The organism is Pseudonocardia xishanensis, from assembly GCF_039541715.1.
Lineage (GTDB): Bacteria > Actinomycetota > Actinomycetes > Mycobacteriales > Pseudonocardiaceae > Pseudonocardia > Pseudonocardia xishanensis.
Genome location: NZ_BAABGT010000055.1, coordinates 13,572 through 28,618 on the forward strand (window position 1 = coordinate 13,572; position 15,047 = coordinate 28,618).

The 15,047-nt window shown below is 69.3% G+C and carries 17 protein-coding genes; 3 read left to right on the plus strand and 14 right to left on the minus strand.

Features of this window, described 5'->3' with window-relative positions; genetic code table 11:
* Nucleotides 1–28: 28 nt before the first annotated feature.
* The 7 genes from ABD993_RS20100 to ABD993_RS20130 form a co-directional block, all read right to left on the minus strand.
* On the minus strand, nt 29–589 hold the full coding sequence (locus tag ABD993_RS20100) for a carboxymuconolactone decarboxylase family protein (protein ID WP_345420561.1): 561 nt from the start codon (nt 587–589) through the stop codon (nt 29–31).
* Between the two features lie 64 nt (nt 590–653).
* A complete protein-coding gene (locus ABD993_RS20105) occupies nt 654–995 on the minus strand; it encodes an NIPSNAP family protein (protein WP_345420564.1) in 342 nt (113 codons plus the stop codon).
* A 2-nt stretch (nt 996–997) separates the two neighbouring features.
* Nucleotides 998–1,789: an IclR family transcriptional regulator gene (locus ABD993_RS20110; protein ID WP_345420566.1), complete on the minus strand. Its 792-nt coding sequence runs from the start codon at nt 1,787–1,789 to the stop codon at nt 998–1,000.
* 6 nt (nt 1,790–1,795) lie between these two features.
* Nucleotides 1,796–2,581: an SDR family NAD(P)-dependent oxidoreductase gene (locus ABD993_RS20115; RefSeq protein WP_345420568.1), complete on the minus strand. Its 786-nt coding sequence runs from the start codon at nt 2,579–2,581 to the stop codon at nt 1,796–1,798.
* Nucleotides 2,574–2,954 carry a hypothetical protein gene (locus ABD993_RS20120; RefSeq protein WP_345420570.1) on the minus strand — a complete coding sequence of 127 codons (381 nt, stop codon included), beginning with the start codon at nt 2,952–2,954 and terminating at the stop codon, nt 2,574–2,576. Before ABD993_RS20120 ends, ABD993_RS20115 begins: the two co-directional genes overlap by 8 nt.
* A complete protein-coding gene (locus ABD993_RS20125) occupies nt 2,951–3,973 on the minus strand; it encodes an alpha-ketoacid dehydrogenase subunit beta (RefSeq protein WP_345420573.1) in 1,023 nt (340 codons plus the stop codon). The genes ABD993_RS20120 and ABD993_RS20125 overlap by 4 nt, the downstream gene beginning before the upstream one ends.
* Nucleotides 3,966–4,937 (minus strand): thiamine pyrophosphate-dependent dehydrogenase E1 component subunit alpha, encoded by a 972-nt coding sequence (locus ABD993_RS20130; protein ID WP_345420576.1) that lies wholly within the window; start codon nt 4,935–4,937, stop codon nt 3,966–3,968. The genes ABD993_RS20125 and ABD993_RS20130 overlap by 8 nt, the downstream gene beginning before the upstream one ends.
* A 139-nt stretch (nt 4,938–5,076) precedes the next feature.
* Here ABD993_RS20130 and ABD993_RS20135 point away from each other — a divergent pair, with 139 nt between their 5' ends.
* On the plus strand, nt 5,077–5,832 hold the full coding sequence (locus tag ABD993_RS20135; protein WP_345420579.1) for an IclR family transcriptional regulator: 756 nt from the start codon (nt 5,077–5,079) through the stop codon (nt 5,830–5,832).
* 5 nt (nt 5,833–5,837) lie between these two features.
* Here the strand turns inward: ABD993_RS20135 and ABD993_RS20140 are convergent, their stop codons facing one another.
* Complete coding sequence (locus ABD993_RS20140; protein WP_345420586.1) at nt 5,838–6,626, minus strand: SDR family NAD(P)-dependent oxidoreductase; 789 nt, start codon at nt 6,624–6,626, stop codon at nt 5,838–5,840.
* A 55-nt stretch (nt 6,627–6,681) separates the two neighbouring features.
* Nucleotides 6,682–7,404, minus strand: a complete 723-nt coding sequence (locus ABD993_RS20145; protein ID WP_345420589.1) for an SDR family NAD(P)-dependent oxidoreductase — start codon at nt 7,402–7,404, stop codon at nt 6,682–6,684.
* A 219-nt stretch (nt 7,405–7,623) separates the two neighbouring features.
* Between ABD993_RS20145 and ABD993_RS20150 the strand changes: the two genes are divergently transcribed.
* Entirely contained in the window at nt 7,624–8,961 is a 1,338-nt protein-coding gene (locus tag ABD993_RS20150) for an MFS transporter (RefSeq protein WP_345420592.1), read from the plus strand.
* Between the two features lie 49 nt (nt 8,962–9,010).
* Here the strand turns inward: ABD993_RS20150 and ABD993_RS20155 are convergent, their stop codons facing one another.
* The 4 genes from ABD993_RS20155 to ABD993_RS20170 form a co-directional block, all read right to left on the minus strand.
* On the minus strand, nt 9,011–9,757 hold the full coding sequence (locus ABD993_RS20155) for an alpha/beta fold hydrolase (RefSeq protein ID WP_345420595.1): 747 nt from the start codon (nt 9,755–9,757) through the stop codon (nt 9,011–9,013).
* 250 nt (nt 9,758–10,007) lie between these two features.
* Nucleotides 10,008–10,952: an alpha/beta hydrolase gene (locus tag ABD993_RS20160; protein WP_345420599.1), complete on the minus strand. Its 945-nt coding sequence runs from the start codon at nt 10,950–10,952 to the stop codon at nt 10,008–10,010.
* 31 nt (nt 10,953–10,983) lie between these two features.
* Nucleotides 10,984–12,015, minus strand: a complete 1,032-nt coding sequence (locus ABD993_RS20165; protein ID WP_345420602.1) for a DUF3987 domain-containing protein — start codon at nt 12,013–12,015, stop codon at nt 10,984–10,986.
* Entirely contained in the window at nt 12,012–12,899 is an 888-nt protein-coding gene (locus tag ABD993_RS20170; protein ID WP_345420605.1) for a bifunctional DNA primase/polymerase, read from the minus strand. Before ABD993_RS20170 ends, ABD993_RS20165 begins: the two co-directional genes overlap by 4 nt.
* Before the next feature lie 55 nt (nt 12,900–12,954).
* On the opposite strand from ABD993_RS20170, the gene ABD993_RS20175 reads away from it, so the two are divergent.
* Nucleotides 12,955–13,380, plus strand: a complete 426-nt coding sequence (locus tag ABD993_RS20175) for a hypothetical protein (protein WP_345420608.1) — start codon at nt 12,955–12,957, stop codon at nt 13,378–13,380.
* A 2-nt stretch (nt 13,381–13,382) separates the two neighbouring features.
* On the opposite strand, the gene ABD993_RS20180 is transcribed toward ABD993_RS20175, so the two are convergent.
* Nucleotides 13,383–14,984 (minus strand): hypothetical protein, encoded by a 1,602-nt coding sequence (locus ABD993_RS20180; RefSeq protein ID WP_345420611.1) that lies wholly within the window; start codon nt 14,982–14,984, stop codon nt 13,383–13,385.
* Between the last annotated feature and the right edge of the window lie 63 nt (nt 14,985–15,047).

Here is a 15,047-nt window from a genome sequence, read left to right on the forward strand (position 1 = left end):
TCCATTGGTCCTGGCCGGGTGACGATCCTCAGGCGAGGGGTGTGTCGGGAAGGGGGTGGGTGGTCAGGTACGGCAGGTAGTCCTCTTCGACGTCGACCTGCAAGGAGTCCAGGATGCGGACGATGCCGACGTAAAAGCCGGCGATAACGACGACGTCGACCGCCCGGGCCCGTCCGAGGAGCTCCTCGAGCGCCTTGAACGCGATGTCGCCGACCGCCCCGTCGACGACGATCGCGCGGGTGGCCGTGAGGACGGCCCGCTCGGTCTCGCCGAGGTCGCTGCGACGCCCGTGCGCCTCCTCGACGAGGCCCCGGATGTCGTCGTCGGTGACGCCGAAGTCGTAGCCGAGCTTCACGTGGTGACTGAACTCGTAGGCGTTGCCCATGAGGTACCCGACCTGGAGCATGACGAGCTCCTTGAGCCGGGGGGCGAGCTCGCAGTCGAACCGGATCCACTTGGTCGGCATGTCGATCGCACGCAGGGCGGCCGGGCTGTTGACCAGAGCCCGGTAGAGGAAGATCGGCCGAGCCAGCAGGTCGCGGTCGGCGGGGTCGAGATCCTCGGCGTCGAGGTAGGGCACGAGAGCCATCAGATGTCCTTACGGGCAGGGGTCGGCGAGTGCCGGACGAGCATCGCGGATTTCATCAGTCTTTTCAAGCATTCATATGGTGAAGTTGCTGGAAGGGTTCCTCGTCGAGGAGCCTCCGAGACGACCGGCTCACCAGCGGGCCTGCCGCCTCGCTCTGCCGCTTGGCCTCCTGCCAGTCCGGGTCGGTCCGGAAGGCCCGCCACTTCGCCACCATGTCCTCGTGGCTGTCGAAACGCAGGGCGTACACGAGCTGGTTGGCACAGTCCTCGCCGAGCTCGGTCACGGACACGAACAGGCAGTCCATCCCGTGCCTGACGAACAGGGGCAGGGCATGTTCCCGGAATCGGGCCACCATCGCCGGCATCCGGCCGGGGATGGTGGTGTACTCCCGTAGTTCGATGACCATCTTCACTCTCCGTCGTTCGGATGCGTCGACCAACCCGCGACCGCGGCGTCCGCGGCTTCGCGCAGGCAGGCGAGGTAGCCGGCCTGCCGCCGCCGGAGTCGTTCCACGGGAGCCGAGATGGTGTAGGAGGCGACGAGGCGGCCGTCCCGCAGGACCGGCACCGCCATGCAGGCGACACCCGCCGCGAACTCCTCGATCTCCAGGGCGTAGCCACGCTCGGTGACGCGGCCAAGCTCGGCCTGGAACTCATCGGCCGTTGCGATCGCGCGGGCCGTCGGTGACTCCAACGGGTGGAGCTCGAGGTAGAGGTCCCGCTCCGCCGCCTCAGCGAAGGCCAACAACACCTTCCCCGAGGCACGGGCGTTCGCCGCTCCACTGTAGCCCGGTCTCAGCCCTGCAACCTGCACGGTATGGGTGCCGAGGCGGGTCGCGAGGATCACCGTCTCACCACCTCGCCATGCGCTCAGGTAGGCGGCCTCCCCAGTGGTCTCCGAGATCAACCGGAGTGGGGCGACCAGCTCCGGCGGGGCGACGGCCTCGCGCGCGTGGGACGCGACGAGGATGTCGACCGCCACCCCTAGCCGGTACCGCTTGGCCGGGTCCCGGCTGAGCAGCTTGGCGTCGAGCAGGGTGTTGAGCAGGTGGTACGTCGTCGGCACCGTCGTACCGAGCTCACGCGCGAGGCGCGCCACCACTCGGTCCTCCGGTGCGAGCTCTGCGACCAGCATCAACAGCCGCACGGCGCGGGTGACCGACCGGATCCGCGTCGGTGTCGATTGGCCCGCCCCGGACACGGCCGCTCAACTCTGCGGGCTCTTGATCGAGCCTCCGCCGTCGACCGGGATCATGACGCCCGTGACGTAGCGAGCCTCGTCCGAAGCCAGGTACAGCACCGCGTACCCGACGTCCCAGCCCGTTCCCTCGACCCCCAGCGGAGTGGCTCGCTTCCGCTTCTCCCGCAGCTCTGGGTCCATGCCCGCGCCCGCGACCATGGGCGTGTAGATCGGCCCAGGGGCCACGCAGTTGACCCGGATGCCCTGTGGAGCATGGTCCACCGCCATCGCCCGGGTCAGCGAGATGACGGCCCCCTTCGCCATGGAGTACGGCGTGAGGCCACGAGGCCGGGTCGCCGACACCGAGGACAGGTTGACGATCGCCCCGCCACCACCGTCGGCCATGATCGGGACGACTGCTCGGCTCACCTTCACCGTGGTCATCACGTTGAGTTCGATGGCGCGGGCCCAGTCGTCGTCGGAGGCCTCCACGACGCTGCCCCGGGCGTTGGCTCCGACGTTGTTGTCGAGGACATCAATCCGCCCCCAGCGAGAGACGGCGTCGGCCGCCATCGCCGCACAGTCCGCCGGATCGGACAGGTCCGCCTCGAAGACGGCCGCCTCACCGCCCTCGGCGAGGATGTCGTCGAGAGTCACCTTCGCCGCGGCGGCATCACGGTCGACGATCAGGACCTTCGCCCCGGCTCGGGCGAAGAGGACGGCCGCTGCCCGGCCCGTCCCGACGCCGTCGCCGGGTCGTGCCCCGCCGCCGGTCACGATCGCGACCTTGCCCGCCAACCGAGTGTCACTCATCGTCGGCCTCCGTCCCATCGGTGCTGCGGACCGCGCGCCGCTGCTCGGACTCCGGTACGTCACGTGTGATCTCGCGGAACACGTGCCTCCGGACGCCAGTGAGATGCGGCATCAGTCGCTGCTGCCATTCGCTCATTGGCGAGATGGCCTGGTACTCCTCGCTGGACAGCACGTCCGTGTTCTCGAGCTCGTAGACGGTGAGGTACCGGGGGCCGTCTCCCCCGTCGCTGACGAAGCGCCGGGCGCTGAGGATCCCGCCGCACCGCTGGCGCTCGGGCAGGTGCTCGGTGTCGTACCAGGCGTTGAAGTCGTCCTCGTGCTCGGTGTCGACATCCGCCATGACCAGGACGAGTCCCCGTCGCTCGGCGCTCATCGGAGCCATTCCGCCAGCTCGTCGCGGACGGAGTCCGCGTTCGGCACGATGACGTCGGTCAACGCCGTCGCGGCGGGGATGCGGGTGTCCGGCAGGCCGATACGGAGTGGCCGCTTCCGGAGCCGGCCCACCTGCTCGGCGACGCGGGCGACCACCTCGGCCCCAAAGCCACCGGTCACGTTGGCCTCGTGGACGACGGCGAGCGCTCCGGTGCGCTCCACGCTTGCCAGCACCTCGGCGTCGGGGAAGGGGTTCAGCCACGGCGTCTCGAGGACCTCGACCGAGATCCCGTCCGACGCGGCGAGCTCGTCGGCGGCCGCGAGCACGCGGTCGGTCATCGCACCCCAGGTCACCACGGTCGCGGCCGTACCCTCGCGTCGCTTGCGCGCGCCGCCGATCGGGGCGACCGGGCCGTCTACTCGGACGGGGACCTTCTCGCCGCTGTAGAGCGTCCGGTTCTCGATCACGACGACCGGGTCGTCGCTGTATGCCGCGGTGACCAGGAGGTCATAGGCGTCCTGAGGGGTCGATGGCATGCACACCCGGATGCCGGGGACGTGGAGGAAGAACGCCTCCAGGTTCTGGCTGTGCTGGGCGCACGCTCCGGGTGAGTTCCCCTGCTGGGTCCGGATCACCACCGGCGCCGCCAGGTCGCCGCGGCTGATGTACCGGACGTTGGCAAGCTGGTTGACGATCTGGTCCAGCGCGACGAGGGAGAAGTCGGCCCACATGATCTCGACAATCGGGCGGCGGCCCAGCATGGCCGCGCCGACCGCCGAACCGAGGATGGCCGACTCGCTGATGGGCATGTCGAACACCCGGTCACCGAACTCGCGGTGCAGGCGTCGGGTGACGCCGAAGACCCCGCCGGGGAGGGCGACGTCCTCCCCGTAGAAGAGGGTCTCGGGCAGCTCGGCCAGGCAGCGTCTGAGGGCGGCGTTCACCGCCTCGCCGTAGCTGAGCTTTCGTTCGGTCGGCGTGGCGGTCGCAGCGTGGACGGCGACGGTGGTCTCAGACATACAGGTGGTCCTTCGCGGTGGCGGGATCGGGGAGCGCGGCGTCGAGCGCGGCCGCGGCGGCCGTGTCCATCTCGGCCCGGGCGTCCCGCTCGGCGGCGGCGATCACCTCGGCACCCACGCCGTGGTCGGCCAAGCGGGCCGCGAGCACCGTGATCGGCTCACGCTCGCGGGCCTGGTCGAGTTCGCCGGGCCGGCGGTACTGCTCCGCGTCGCCCACGTAGTGGCCGACGAGTCGGGCGGTCACGGCCTCGACGAGAGTCGGCCCTCCTCCTTCGCGGGCGCGATCGAAGGCCCGGCCGACCTCCTCCCGCACCGCCTGCGGATCGTTGCCGTCGATTCGTTCGCCGGCCATGCCGTACGCCGCCGCGCGGCGGACGAGCTCGGGCTCGCCGACCATCGCGTCGATCGGAGTGAGCTCCGACCAGCTGTTGTTCTCGCAGACGAAGATCACCGGCAACCGGTACGCGGCGGCGAAGTTCATCGCTTCGTGGACGGCGCCCTGGTTCATCGCTCCGTCACCGAAGACCGTGATCGCGACGCGACCCGTCCCGTCGAACCGTCCTGCGAGCGCCGCTCCGGTGGCCATCGGCGCACCGGCCCCGACGATGCTGTTCTCGCCGTAGAAGCGATGAGCCGGAGCCGTGAAGTAGGCAGAACCACCGCGACCACCGCTGATGCCGGTGGCCCGGCCGAGAACCTCTGCAATGATGCTCTCGGCCGGCACGCCGCAACCCAGTGCCCACGTGTGCCCGCGGTACGTCGCGAAGACGGCGTCGTCGGGACCGAGGACACTGCAGGCTCCCTGCGGGATCGCCTCCTGCCCGATCGCGAGATGGATCGAACCCACGGCCTGTCCGCCGAGCCGCAGCTCGCGGATCTTCTCCTCCAGCGCGCGCATCCGCCACATCTGGCGAAGGTCCGACAGCATCGCATCCGGCGAGGCCTCACTCACCACGTGCGCCATCGCACTCCTTCCTCATCGGCACAACCTCTGATACAGTCGCGCCTGTTCATAATATGAAATCAGGTCCATTTAATGAAACTCTAACCAGGCCACATTCAGCCGTCAAGGCTGCTCGGTCGGCACAGAACAGGAGCCAGCGATGGAGGATCGCAAAGGTACGCGGATCCAGTCGGTGAGCCGTGCGGCCCGGCTGCTGAGGCTGGTGGCAAGACTCCCCGAGGAGGAGCGCTCGGCGACCCGGTTCGCCGAGGAGCTCGGCACGTCGGTACCGACCGCCTACCACCTGCTCAACACGCTCGTCGACGCCGGACTCCTGGCTCGGGACGAGCGCAAGACCTACATGTTCGGCGTCGCGATGGACGTGCTCAGCGCCGCGCATGCCAGGCAGTCGTCCCCGCCGCCGGAACTCGTGGCACCTCTGCGCGGAATAATCACTGCGACCGGAGAAACCGCCTATTTCAGCGCCTGGAGAAACGGAGAGCCGGTCGTGCTCGCCCAGCTTTCCGGAACACACGCCGTCCAGGTCGCGAACCTGCGCACCGGGTACGGGGGCGCCGCCAACGCGCGTGCGTCGGGGAAAGTCCTGCTGGCCTTCACGACCACGGAGGAGCGCGAGCGCTACCTCGCCATGCATCCTCTCGAGCCCGCAACCCCGCACACGATCGTCGACCCGGATGACTTCCGGAAAGAATTGGCACGAGTCGCGCGAGAGGGATACTCGACCGAGATCGAGGAGTTCTCCGAAGGGGTCGCGTGCGTCGCCGTACCCGTCTGGAGCGACACCGTTCTCCTCGGCTGCTACACGATCTCGGCCCCGGTCGAGCGCTTCTCCTCCCGCCGCGACACGTATCTGGACGCACTCCGGGCGGCCACGAGCGAGTTCGCCGGTGCCTGAACGTCTTACCTGCTCGCCACGCCAGGGATCTTGTGCAGCGAGGAGCCACCGTCGATGTCGATCGCCGTGCCCGTCAGGAAGGACGCTTCATCGGAGATCAAGAACTCGACCACCCCTGCGACGTCGTCGGGCGTGCCGGGACGCTGCATGGGGAACTGCGTCGCGACATCTGCGAGGACTTCCTCCGCGGACCGGCTCGTCCACTCGGTCTTCATCGCCAGGAGTTGTCGACCCATTCCCGTGTCCGGAGTGCTCACGGGACAGACGGCGTTGGCTGTCACGTGTGGAGCGAGCTCCGAGGCGACCGACTCGACGAGGCCGATCAGGCCGAACTTCGACGCGCAGTACGCCTGCAGGTACGGAGCCCCCTTACGCCCGGCATCCGACGCGATGCCGACTATCCGCCCCCGGCCGCTGGCGACCAGTCGGGGCGCCGCAGCTTGAATGGACAAGAAGGCGCCGGTGAGATTGACGTCGATGACACGACGCCAGTCGACCGGACTCACCTCCGTCAACGGGCGTACGTCGATCACTCCGGCGCTCAGCACTAGCGTGTCGAGGCCACCCAATCGGTGAGCGGCGGTGTCGATCGCCTCCTGGACCTGCTCGGGCTCGCGCACGTCCACTGCGCAGGCAGCGCTGAACTCGTCGCCAGCAGCGTCAAGAGCTGCCCCCGGCAGATCCAGCACCGCGACCCCGACCCCGGCCTTCTGCAACCGTTGTGCGATCCGCAGCCCGATGCCGGACGCGCCGCCGGTAATTACCGCCGTGCGGCCCACCGCGATCGTCGACATTTCAAGCGCTCCTCTCGTCCCTTTCGACTGTAGAATCCGAGCTTCCCGATGCCGATCAGCCGGCCCAGGTGTAGCCACCATCCACGTATAACGTCTGCCCCGTAATGAACTGCGCCTCGGTCGAGAGCAGATAGCCCACCGCAGACGCGACGTCCTCCGGGCGCCCCACCCGACCAGCAGGTATCGCAGCCGACAGCGCCTCCCGCGACATCTCCCCGCTTTCGAACTGACGCTGCAGACTGGGGGTATCAGTCCAAGCCGGAGCGACGACGTTGGCACGCACCCCGTGCACCGCCCACTCGACCGCCAGCACCTTCGTCAGGCCGACGATGCCCGCCTTGGCGGCGGCATAGGCCGCGCGGCCCCTACGCGCTCGCAGTCCAAGGACGGAACCGAGGCTGACGATGCTCGCGGTCTCGGCGAAGTGCCGGAAAGCCGCTCGGCAGGCGTAGTACGTACCGCTGAGGTCAACGTCGATGACAAGTTTCCAGTCTTCGAGCGGCAACCCCGCACTCGGGCCCGGGCGATTCAGGCCCGCGCTGTTGACCAACCCCGTGATCGGACCAAACCTGCCCGCCACCTCGGCGAAGACCTGGTCAAGAACGTCCGAGTCGGCAACATCGGCAACGACGGCAGTGCAGTCCAACTCCTTCGCCACCACCTTGACTGCGGCGCGGTCGGCATCGAGCACGACCACGGTGCGGCCGTCCTGGATGCACTGGCGCGCGATCTGCCGCCCGATCCCGGAAGCGCCGCCAGTGACGACGACGGTGTCCATCGATGCTCCTCCCTGGCAGCGACGGCGCCACCTTGTGCATGAAGAGATCACACCGCATTTCACATAGAAGCGCAAGTATTCAAATAGTGAAGCACGTGGACCTCTTGACGGCCGGGCTGCCCGGCCTTAGGTTCTTCATACTCTGAGGCGCCTCTTCATATTGTGAAGTACTTGGCCTCCTGAGTACCCCCACCGGAGCGCCAATGAAGGAGCTGCGAGATGTCCCAACCCTCCAAGGCGGACGGTCCTCGGACCCGGTCGCACCAGGCTCGCCGTGCCGCTGTGGCCAGCGTGGCGGGGAGCGTGCTCGAGTTCTACGACTTCGCGATCTACGGCCTCGCGGCAGCCCTTGTGTTTGGGCCCGTCTTCTTCCCCTCGGTCAGCCCGACAGTGGGCTTGCTCTCGGCCTTCGCGACGTTGGGCGTCGGCTTCGTCGCTCGGCCGCTCGGCGGCATGCTCTTCGGGCACCTGGGTGACCGATGGGGGCGGCGCAACGTCCTCGTCGTGACCCTTCTGATCATGGGCACGGCCACGGTCCTGATCGGTTGCTTGCCCGGGTACGCCACCATCGGCTTCTGGGCACCGCTGTTGCTCGCGCTGCTTCGCCTGATCCAGGGTCTGGCCTTCGGCGGAGAATGGGGCGGCGCGGTCCTGCTCGCGTCCGAGCACGCCGCGCCGAGCCGTCGTGGCCTCTACGCGGCTCTGCCGAACAGCGGGATCTCCGCCGGGTTGCTCCTCGGAAACCTCGCCTTCCTGGCCGTGAGCAGGCTCGACCCGGTCGCCCTTCAGACGTGGGGCTGGCGGATTCCGTTCTGGGCCGGAGCGCTGCTGGTCGTCGTCGGTATCGCAACCCGCCGCAACCTCGACGAGAGCCCGGAGTTCCAGCGCGCCAAAGCGGCCAACGCCGTGCCCAAGGCGCCACTCCTTGAGGTTCTTCGTCGCTACCCGCTTCAGATCATCCTGTCCGCAGGCCTCGTCACCGGCGTGTCTGCCACTGCGTACACCTCCAGCACCTACAGCTTGGCCTTCGCCAAGCAGACATCGGTACCCGGCTGGCAGCCGATCACCGGAGTCCTCGTCGCCTCGGCTATCCAGCTTGTGTGGATGCCCCTGGCCGGTGCGCTCACCGACCGCTTCGGGCAGCGCCTGCCGTTCTACCTCGGCGGCGCCCTCGCGATGGCCGTGACCCTGCCCTTCTTCTTCTCCATGGTCGGCAGCGGATCCGTCGTGATCCTGCTGCTCGGCTACATCCTCGTCTTCGGCCTGTCCTACGGCCTCGCCGCGGGCGTTTTCCCAGTCCTGCTCACGGAAAGCTTCGACACCACGGTCGCCTATTCCGGGATTTCGCTCGGGATGCAGCTGGGCAATGTTGTCGGAGGGTTCACGCCGTTCCTGGCGACGCTCGTCGTGGCTTCTTCCGGCGTCCACTTCTTCGCGCTCTGCGTCGCGGGCCTTGCTGTGGTGTCCGCGATCTGCGCGGTCGCTCTCGTTCGGTCCTCGCGAACGGTCGCATCGCCGCCGGCGATCCCGGCTCCGGCGGCGAGCAGCTCCTCATAGGCCTCGGTCTCGCCGCGCGGGGGCTACCTGCCGCGCGGCGAGACCGAATTCAGGACACGCTGTGCCAGAACACGCGAAGAACGTCGGCTGCTCGGCGCGGGTTCTCGGCCATCCACCAGTGGTCGAGCCCGTCGAGCCGCGCCACCTGCGCGCCAGCCCGGGCGGCGGCACGAGCGCGCATCTCGATATCGCCCACATTGTGGTCGGCTTCGGCGATGACCGCGAGCCCGGGACGGGCAGAGGCGAGTGACAGGTCGGCGCCGAGGTTCGCCATGGTCGGCTGAGCGGCACTCCGGTAGAGGCGCAGGATGCAGTCCCCCATCACCTCGTCGATGTGCTCGGCGAAGTGGCGCGCAATGACGTCGGGAAGGCCACGCTGCTGGACCAGGCTGGCGAGTTTCGACCACGGATCCGCCACGAGCGCGGCCACGGCGGCCTCCCCCGTGTCTGCCGTCTGCCAGACACGCGCGTCCGGGTGCCACTTGTAGTCGGTATCGAAGCAGCCCAACAGATCCGAGCACCAACTGCGAAGCAGATCCGGCCTCGCCATCGCGACATTCAGCACATGGCCGCCGCCCCAGTCGTGCCCCACGAGATCGACGGCCTCACCAATGCGCTCCAGCTCGGCGATCAACCAGTCGCGATAATTCAGGATCGACGCCTTCCAGCCGGGCGGCACCGGCGCCCCGAATCCGGGTGGAGACAGACAGATGACGTGGTACCGATCGAGCTCCTCGAGCAGCGGACCCCATACTGCGGACGTCTCTGGATTCCCGTGCACAAAGACTACGGGCATGTCGTCAACCCCTATACTGCCGTTCTGCGGACGAAGTGTCAGGAGGGGTTCGAAATGTGTTGATCACGCCATCGAAGATGGCGACCTACCCTCCTTCCGGAAAGTAGCAAGACACAGTTCTGCGGGTCAACGTTGCTCTTGAACGTGTCCTCGTCGAGACAGGGCAGGTAATCGCTGCTCGAGGGGAAATGAGAAGCGCCGTCCCGTGCTTCTCATCTCCCCTCCTCAGCACCGCGCGAAGGCGCTCCGGTCAGGACGACAACGCTGCGCGGAGGACGGCGAGCTCCTCGTCGAGCTCCCGTTGGCTGACGGCCGTCTGATCGGCGAAGACGGACCCGTGGAACGTTCCGGGAAACAGGTGCAGCTCGACGGTGACCCCCGCCTGCAGCAGCGCCTGAGCGTAGGCGAGCCCCCCGTCTCGAAGCGGGTCCAGATGCATGACGGAGATGTACGCAGCCGGCAGACCGGACAGGTCCTCCGCCCGCAGGGGTACGGCGTAGCCCGGCACGTCTCCCTCGAGATGCCCGATGTAGTAGCGCCAGGCGGTGGCGAAGGCCTCCGGGGTCCAGAATGGGACGTCAGTCAGCGCCATGCTGGGGGTGTCGAGCCGATCGTCGACCTGAGGGACACCGAGGAACTGGAAGACGACCGCGGGACCGCCTCGATCACGGGCGAGCAGCGCCAACGCCGCGCAGAGGTTGCCCCCCGCACTCGCGCCGTGCAGGACGAGCCGCTGCGGATCGACGCCGAGCTCCGCGGCGTTCGCGGCCGTCCAGACCAAGCCGGCATAGGCGTCCTCCAGCCCAGCGGGGTAGGGATGCTCGGGGGCGAGGCGGTAGTCCACCGACACGAGAACGGTGCCGAGCTCACGGCACAGCGAGACATTGCGCGCGTGGTCGGTGTCGAGATCGCCGAGGATCAGCCCGCCGCCGTGCACGTTGTAGATCACGCCGTCCGTGGTCCGCTGCTCGGGCCGGTAGATCCGCAGCGTGACGTCGGGGGCGCCCTCGGGGCCCGGCACGGACCGTTCGGTGACGTCAATCCCGGTTGTGTCGGGGGCGGGCATCCCGGCGAACATGTCGGCCATCAACTTGCGGGTCGCGCTCAGGTGGGTGGGGTCGAGGACCGGGAGGGTAGGGACGATCCGAGCGAGCTCGGGGTCGTAGGGGTAGGCCGCGTCGGTTGTTGTGTTCATCGTTATCTCCGATCCGAGGAAGATTCGGTGCTTACCAGTCGCGCTGGTTGAGCGGCATGTACAGGACGTCGCCGACGTTCACACGCTCTGGCGCAGTGACCGCCCAGAGGATCCCGGCCGCCACGTCCCCACCGGCTGGGGTGAGTACTGCCAGACGGGGCGGGCTCGGCAAGCGAGACGGAAAGGTGCAGGCCGTCCTCGGTGAACGTGGGAACCATGACCGACCGCGAGGCGGTCTTCCACGTTCGACCGGCGCCGCCGAGCACATCGCGGCCCCCGCCTTGCGGTCCACCCGCAGCAGGTCCCCGGAGTGGCCTTTGAGGAAGACCTCCAACGAGGGGACGCCGCTGGAGTATCGCCCGGCGAGAGTGGAGAAGATTCCACCCTCGGCCGAGAGCACCGCGAGCCGCCCGTTCTGCTCGGCCAGCAGCGAGGCTGCGGCCTCGGTGGTGACATCGTCGGCGATCAACCGCGGCAGAGCCGCCACCGGCCTCTCCGCCAGCAACGCCGCATCGGTGGCTGCGGCCAGGGCCTCGGCCCGGGCGGCTGGGTCCCGCAGGTTCGCCCCGTCCGCCGCGCGCCGCTCCGCCTCCTTGCCCGCCATCTTCCGGGCCACGTCCGCTTCGATGAGCCGTGGGCGGGCGGCGTCGATAAGCTGGCGTTCCGCCTCGAGCAGCGGCGAGGTCATGGCGGCGAACACCGCGCTCTTGCGCGAGCCCGGCGGCATCGCCACCACCGTGTAGAGGTTGAGTGGTTCCCGCCAGCCCGGCCGGACCTCGATCTCCGCTCGCCCACCCGCGGCCGTCGACAAAGCCGCAAGGGCCAGGCACCCGGGCAGGTCGAGCGGGGTCTGGGTGAACTCCGCGACCGCCAACACCATGTCCGCCACCCACGGCGGGAGCGCATCGACCGGAAAGGGCGGCACCAGACGGCGTGGGGTGAGCGGGATCGGATCCGCATCCCACCCCTGCGGCTGCGGGGCGTCGTCGCCGTGGAGGACGGCGAGTCGGTGGTCGGTGTCGAGGCCGGCGAGGATGTCATGGGCGCTGCGGCGCTGCGTCACAGTCGATCACTCCCGATCGAGGTCGTACGGGGCTGCCGGGCACCGGCGGTCAGACCGGAGCGGATCGTGCGGTCCGCCTCGCTCGCCGACAGCCCGACGGCTGTAGACGCCTCGGCCAGCGCGGAGCGGGCCAGCCCGTCGGGAATCAGCCCTGCGGCGACGAGCTGCCCGAGCGCGAACGCCGCCTTGTTCAAGGTGGCGTTGCGGCTCCCCCGGCTTGCAGCAAGGACTCGGTCGATCTCGCCCCGCAGTGCCGCCGCGGCGTACTGCGATCGACGGCCGACGATGTCCAGAACTGGACCCAGATCCGCCCGTGTCGCCGCATGGTCTTGCAGGAGCTCGGCGATCCACGTGGGCAGAGGTGCCACCTTGTCGTGGTCGTTGCTGCGGTACCGACGCCCCCGCACCACCGAGCCCGCGGCCACCACGTAGCCGCCGGTCGCACGAACATCGATGAGCCACCCGAGCCGGCCGACACTGTTCTTGATGCGGTAGGCATCGGGCGCGGTGAAGTACCAGTGCTCGCCTCCGGAGGGGGTCTGTGTGGACAGCGTCTCCCACGGCAGCGGCTGGTCGTGGTCGGCAGCGAGCGCGGCCAACACGTCGACGCCATCCCGGATGCCGGGGCGGTCCCATTCCGGCGGGCGGACCGAGCCGTGGTTGGAGGTGTCCAGGTCGAGAACCACCAAACCCGCAGGGCCACAGGCGATCGCAACGTTCAGGCGGGGCTGCTGGGACCAGGCCTTGCGGATCCGTGCGGGATCGGTGGTCGCCCTCGCCTCCCACTCGCGGATGGCGGGCCGTTTGTCCCCGGGTCGCAGGGGGAAGACGTGCCAGCCGCGAGCGGCGTGCTCCAGGGCGGCACGCATCAGTTGATCAGCCATGATCGTCTCCGGTCAGCGGTGTCGAGATGCCTGCCTGTTGTGGGACTCTGGGTGGGTGCGCGTGACCGAGCGCGATCTGCAGCGGATTCCGCCGGGCAACCTTCGGGTGCCCCGCGGGGAGTTCGGCGCGCTCTGGACTGCGGCGGAGGAGCTGAACGCGGCCAACGGCGAGCGCGGGGTCCTTGACTGGGCTCCGGCTGGGGTGGCTTTGACGTGCCGTTGGCTGGCCCGCGCGGTTAGTCAGGCGTCGAACGGGCGGCGCATTCCGACCCCGGCTCCGGTCACCGATCGCGCCGTCCTCGCGTTCGAGGAGGCGATCGAGGCCGAGTACCTGGTGGCGGAGAAGCTGCTCGCCCGCCCCGTGGCTTCGGCGTTGGTCGTCACGCAGCCGGGCTATGTCGAGGCCGTTGCGGCGGCGCTGCGGTGGGCGTGGCGGGTACAGGGCTCGGCACCCGTTCTGATGCCGGTCGCCGCTCGCTGAGGTCACGTCCACTTCCGGGCACTGTCGTCGATCGCCTCGTGCTCTTCTGCGGCGTCGCGACTCGGCGATCGCCAGGCCTCGGCCGCGAGCTCCTCGGCCTCCCGGCTGTCGTCGTAGATGTCGCGGGCGTGGATCTCGGCCAAGGCGCGATGGGCCCGGTCGATCGCTGCCGAGGTCTCGTCGGCCGTCGGGACCCGGACCGCGTCCTCGTGGCGAAGGCGTCCCTCGCCCGCGGCGGTCTCGCGGATGTCCACCACCAAATCGACGCGCTCGAGATCGGGGGCGTCGCGGTGGTCGTCGAGTTCGTAGTCGGCGACGATGTCGCGGTGCCGCTCGTCCTCGATCTGGGCTTCGCGGTGCGCGGCCAGCCACTCCTCAGCGGTGACCTGAGGGTCTTGGTCGGTGTCGTCGGCATGGCGCTGGGCCAGTTCGACCTGGGCGCGTTCCCCGGCCGCTCGGGTTCCCGCGGTGTGGGCGAGCCACCGGGCGCGCGCGTCGTCGAGCTGCTGGAGTTCGGCGGCACGCTTGTCGAGGGTCTCGGCGAGCGCGGTCGCGTCCCGGCTCTGGCCGGTGAGCTGTTCGCGGTCGGCACCGTCGAGGTCGGCCTCGGCAGCGAGCATCGCGGCCCTGTGTCGTTGGGTCTGGGCGGCCTGGTGGGTTCCGGCGAGTTCGTTGGCGACGTAGCGGGGCCCCCACGCGGCTTCACGTTCGGCCGCCCGGATCCGCATGCGGAGCTGGCCGTCGGACATCTCGACCTCGTCGCGGTCGATCTCCGGTCGGCCGAGGGCCCGCCAAGCGTCCCGGTAGGCCGCGAACGCCTCTACCTGGCCCGGCGCAGGCGCCGGCCCGAGCGCATCGGTGTCGCCGGTGTGGCCGCGCAGCTCCCGGTACGCCTCGACCCGACCCACGTCGGAGCGCCACCGGCGTAGATCGACCGGGTCTGCGGGGGGCCCGCCGAACTCGCGCACCGCCCAGCCCGGCGGGTCCGCGACCGCGGCGTCCGCCAGCCGCGCAGTCCGGTCGTCCGCAGCCTCGGCGAGCCGGTCGAGGTAGGCCTGCCACTCCGGATCGCCCACGCGAGGGGTGCGCTCAGCCCAACTGCCGGTGATGGGATCGAAGCGGTACCTGTCGGTGATGCGCGAGTAGATGACGTTGGTGGCGTTGCGGACCCCTTCCAGGGACCTGTCGGCGATGGCGTCGGCGAGGACCTGCCGCGGGTCGTATCCGGCCAGCTCGGCTGAGCGCAGGACGCGGGTGAGCGAGGCGGCGCCGTCCTCGGCCGCGATCCGGGCCCGGTCACGGATGGACAGCGTGCCGTCGGCGGCGAGGTCGTCCAGCCACGTTGCGGTCCGGTGGGTGGCGGCGAGCTGCGCGGCGTCGGCGAGCAGCTCGGCTGGCGTTCGGACCGACTCCGTCTCGTCCGTCGAGCGGGTCGCGGTGGCGAGCGCGGAGAGCTGCTCGGTGCGCCCGTCAGGGTCGAGGACCGCGGCGAGCGCGGCGACCGGGTCCCGGCGCACGGTCTGGTCGGCGCGCCCGTCAGCCGGGTCCTCGACGGCGGTCTCGGTGGCGATGTGGGCGGTGTTGTTGTCCCGGCCGCGGGACATGCTGAACCGTCCTGGGTCTGCGTGAGGCTGACGTTCAGGCCACCGCACCCTGTTGGGCGATGG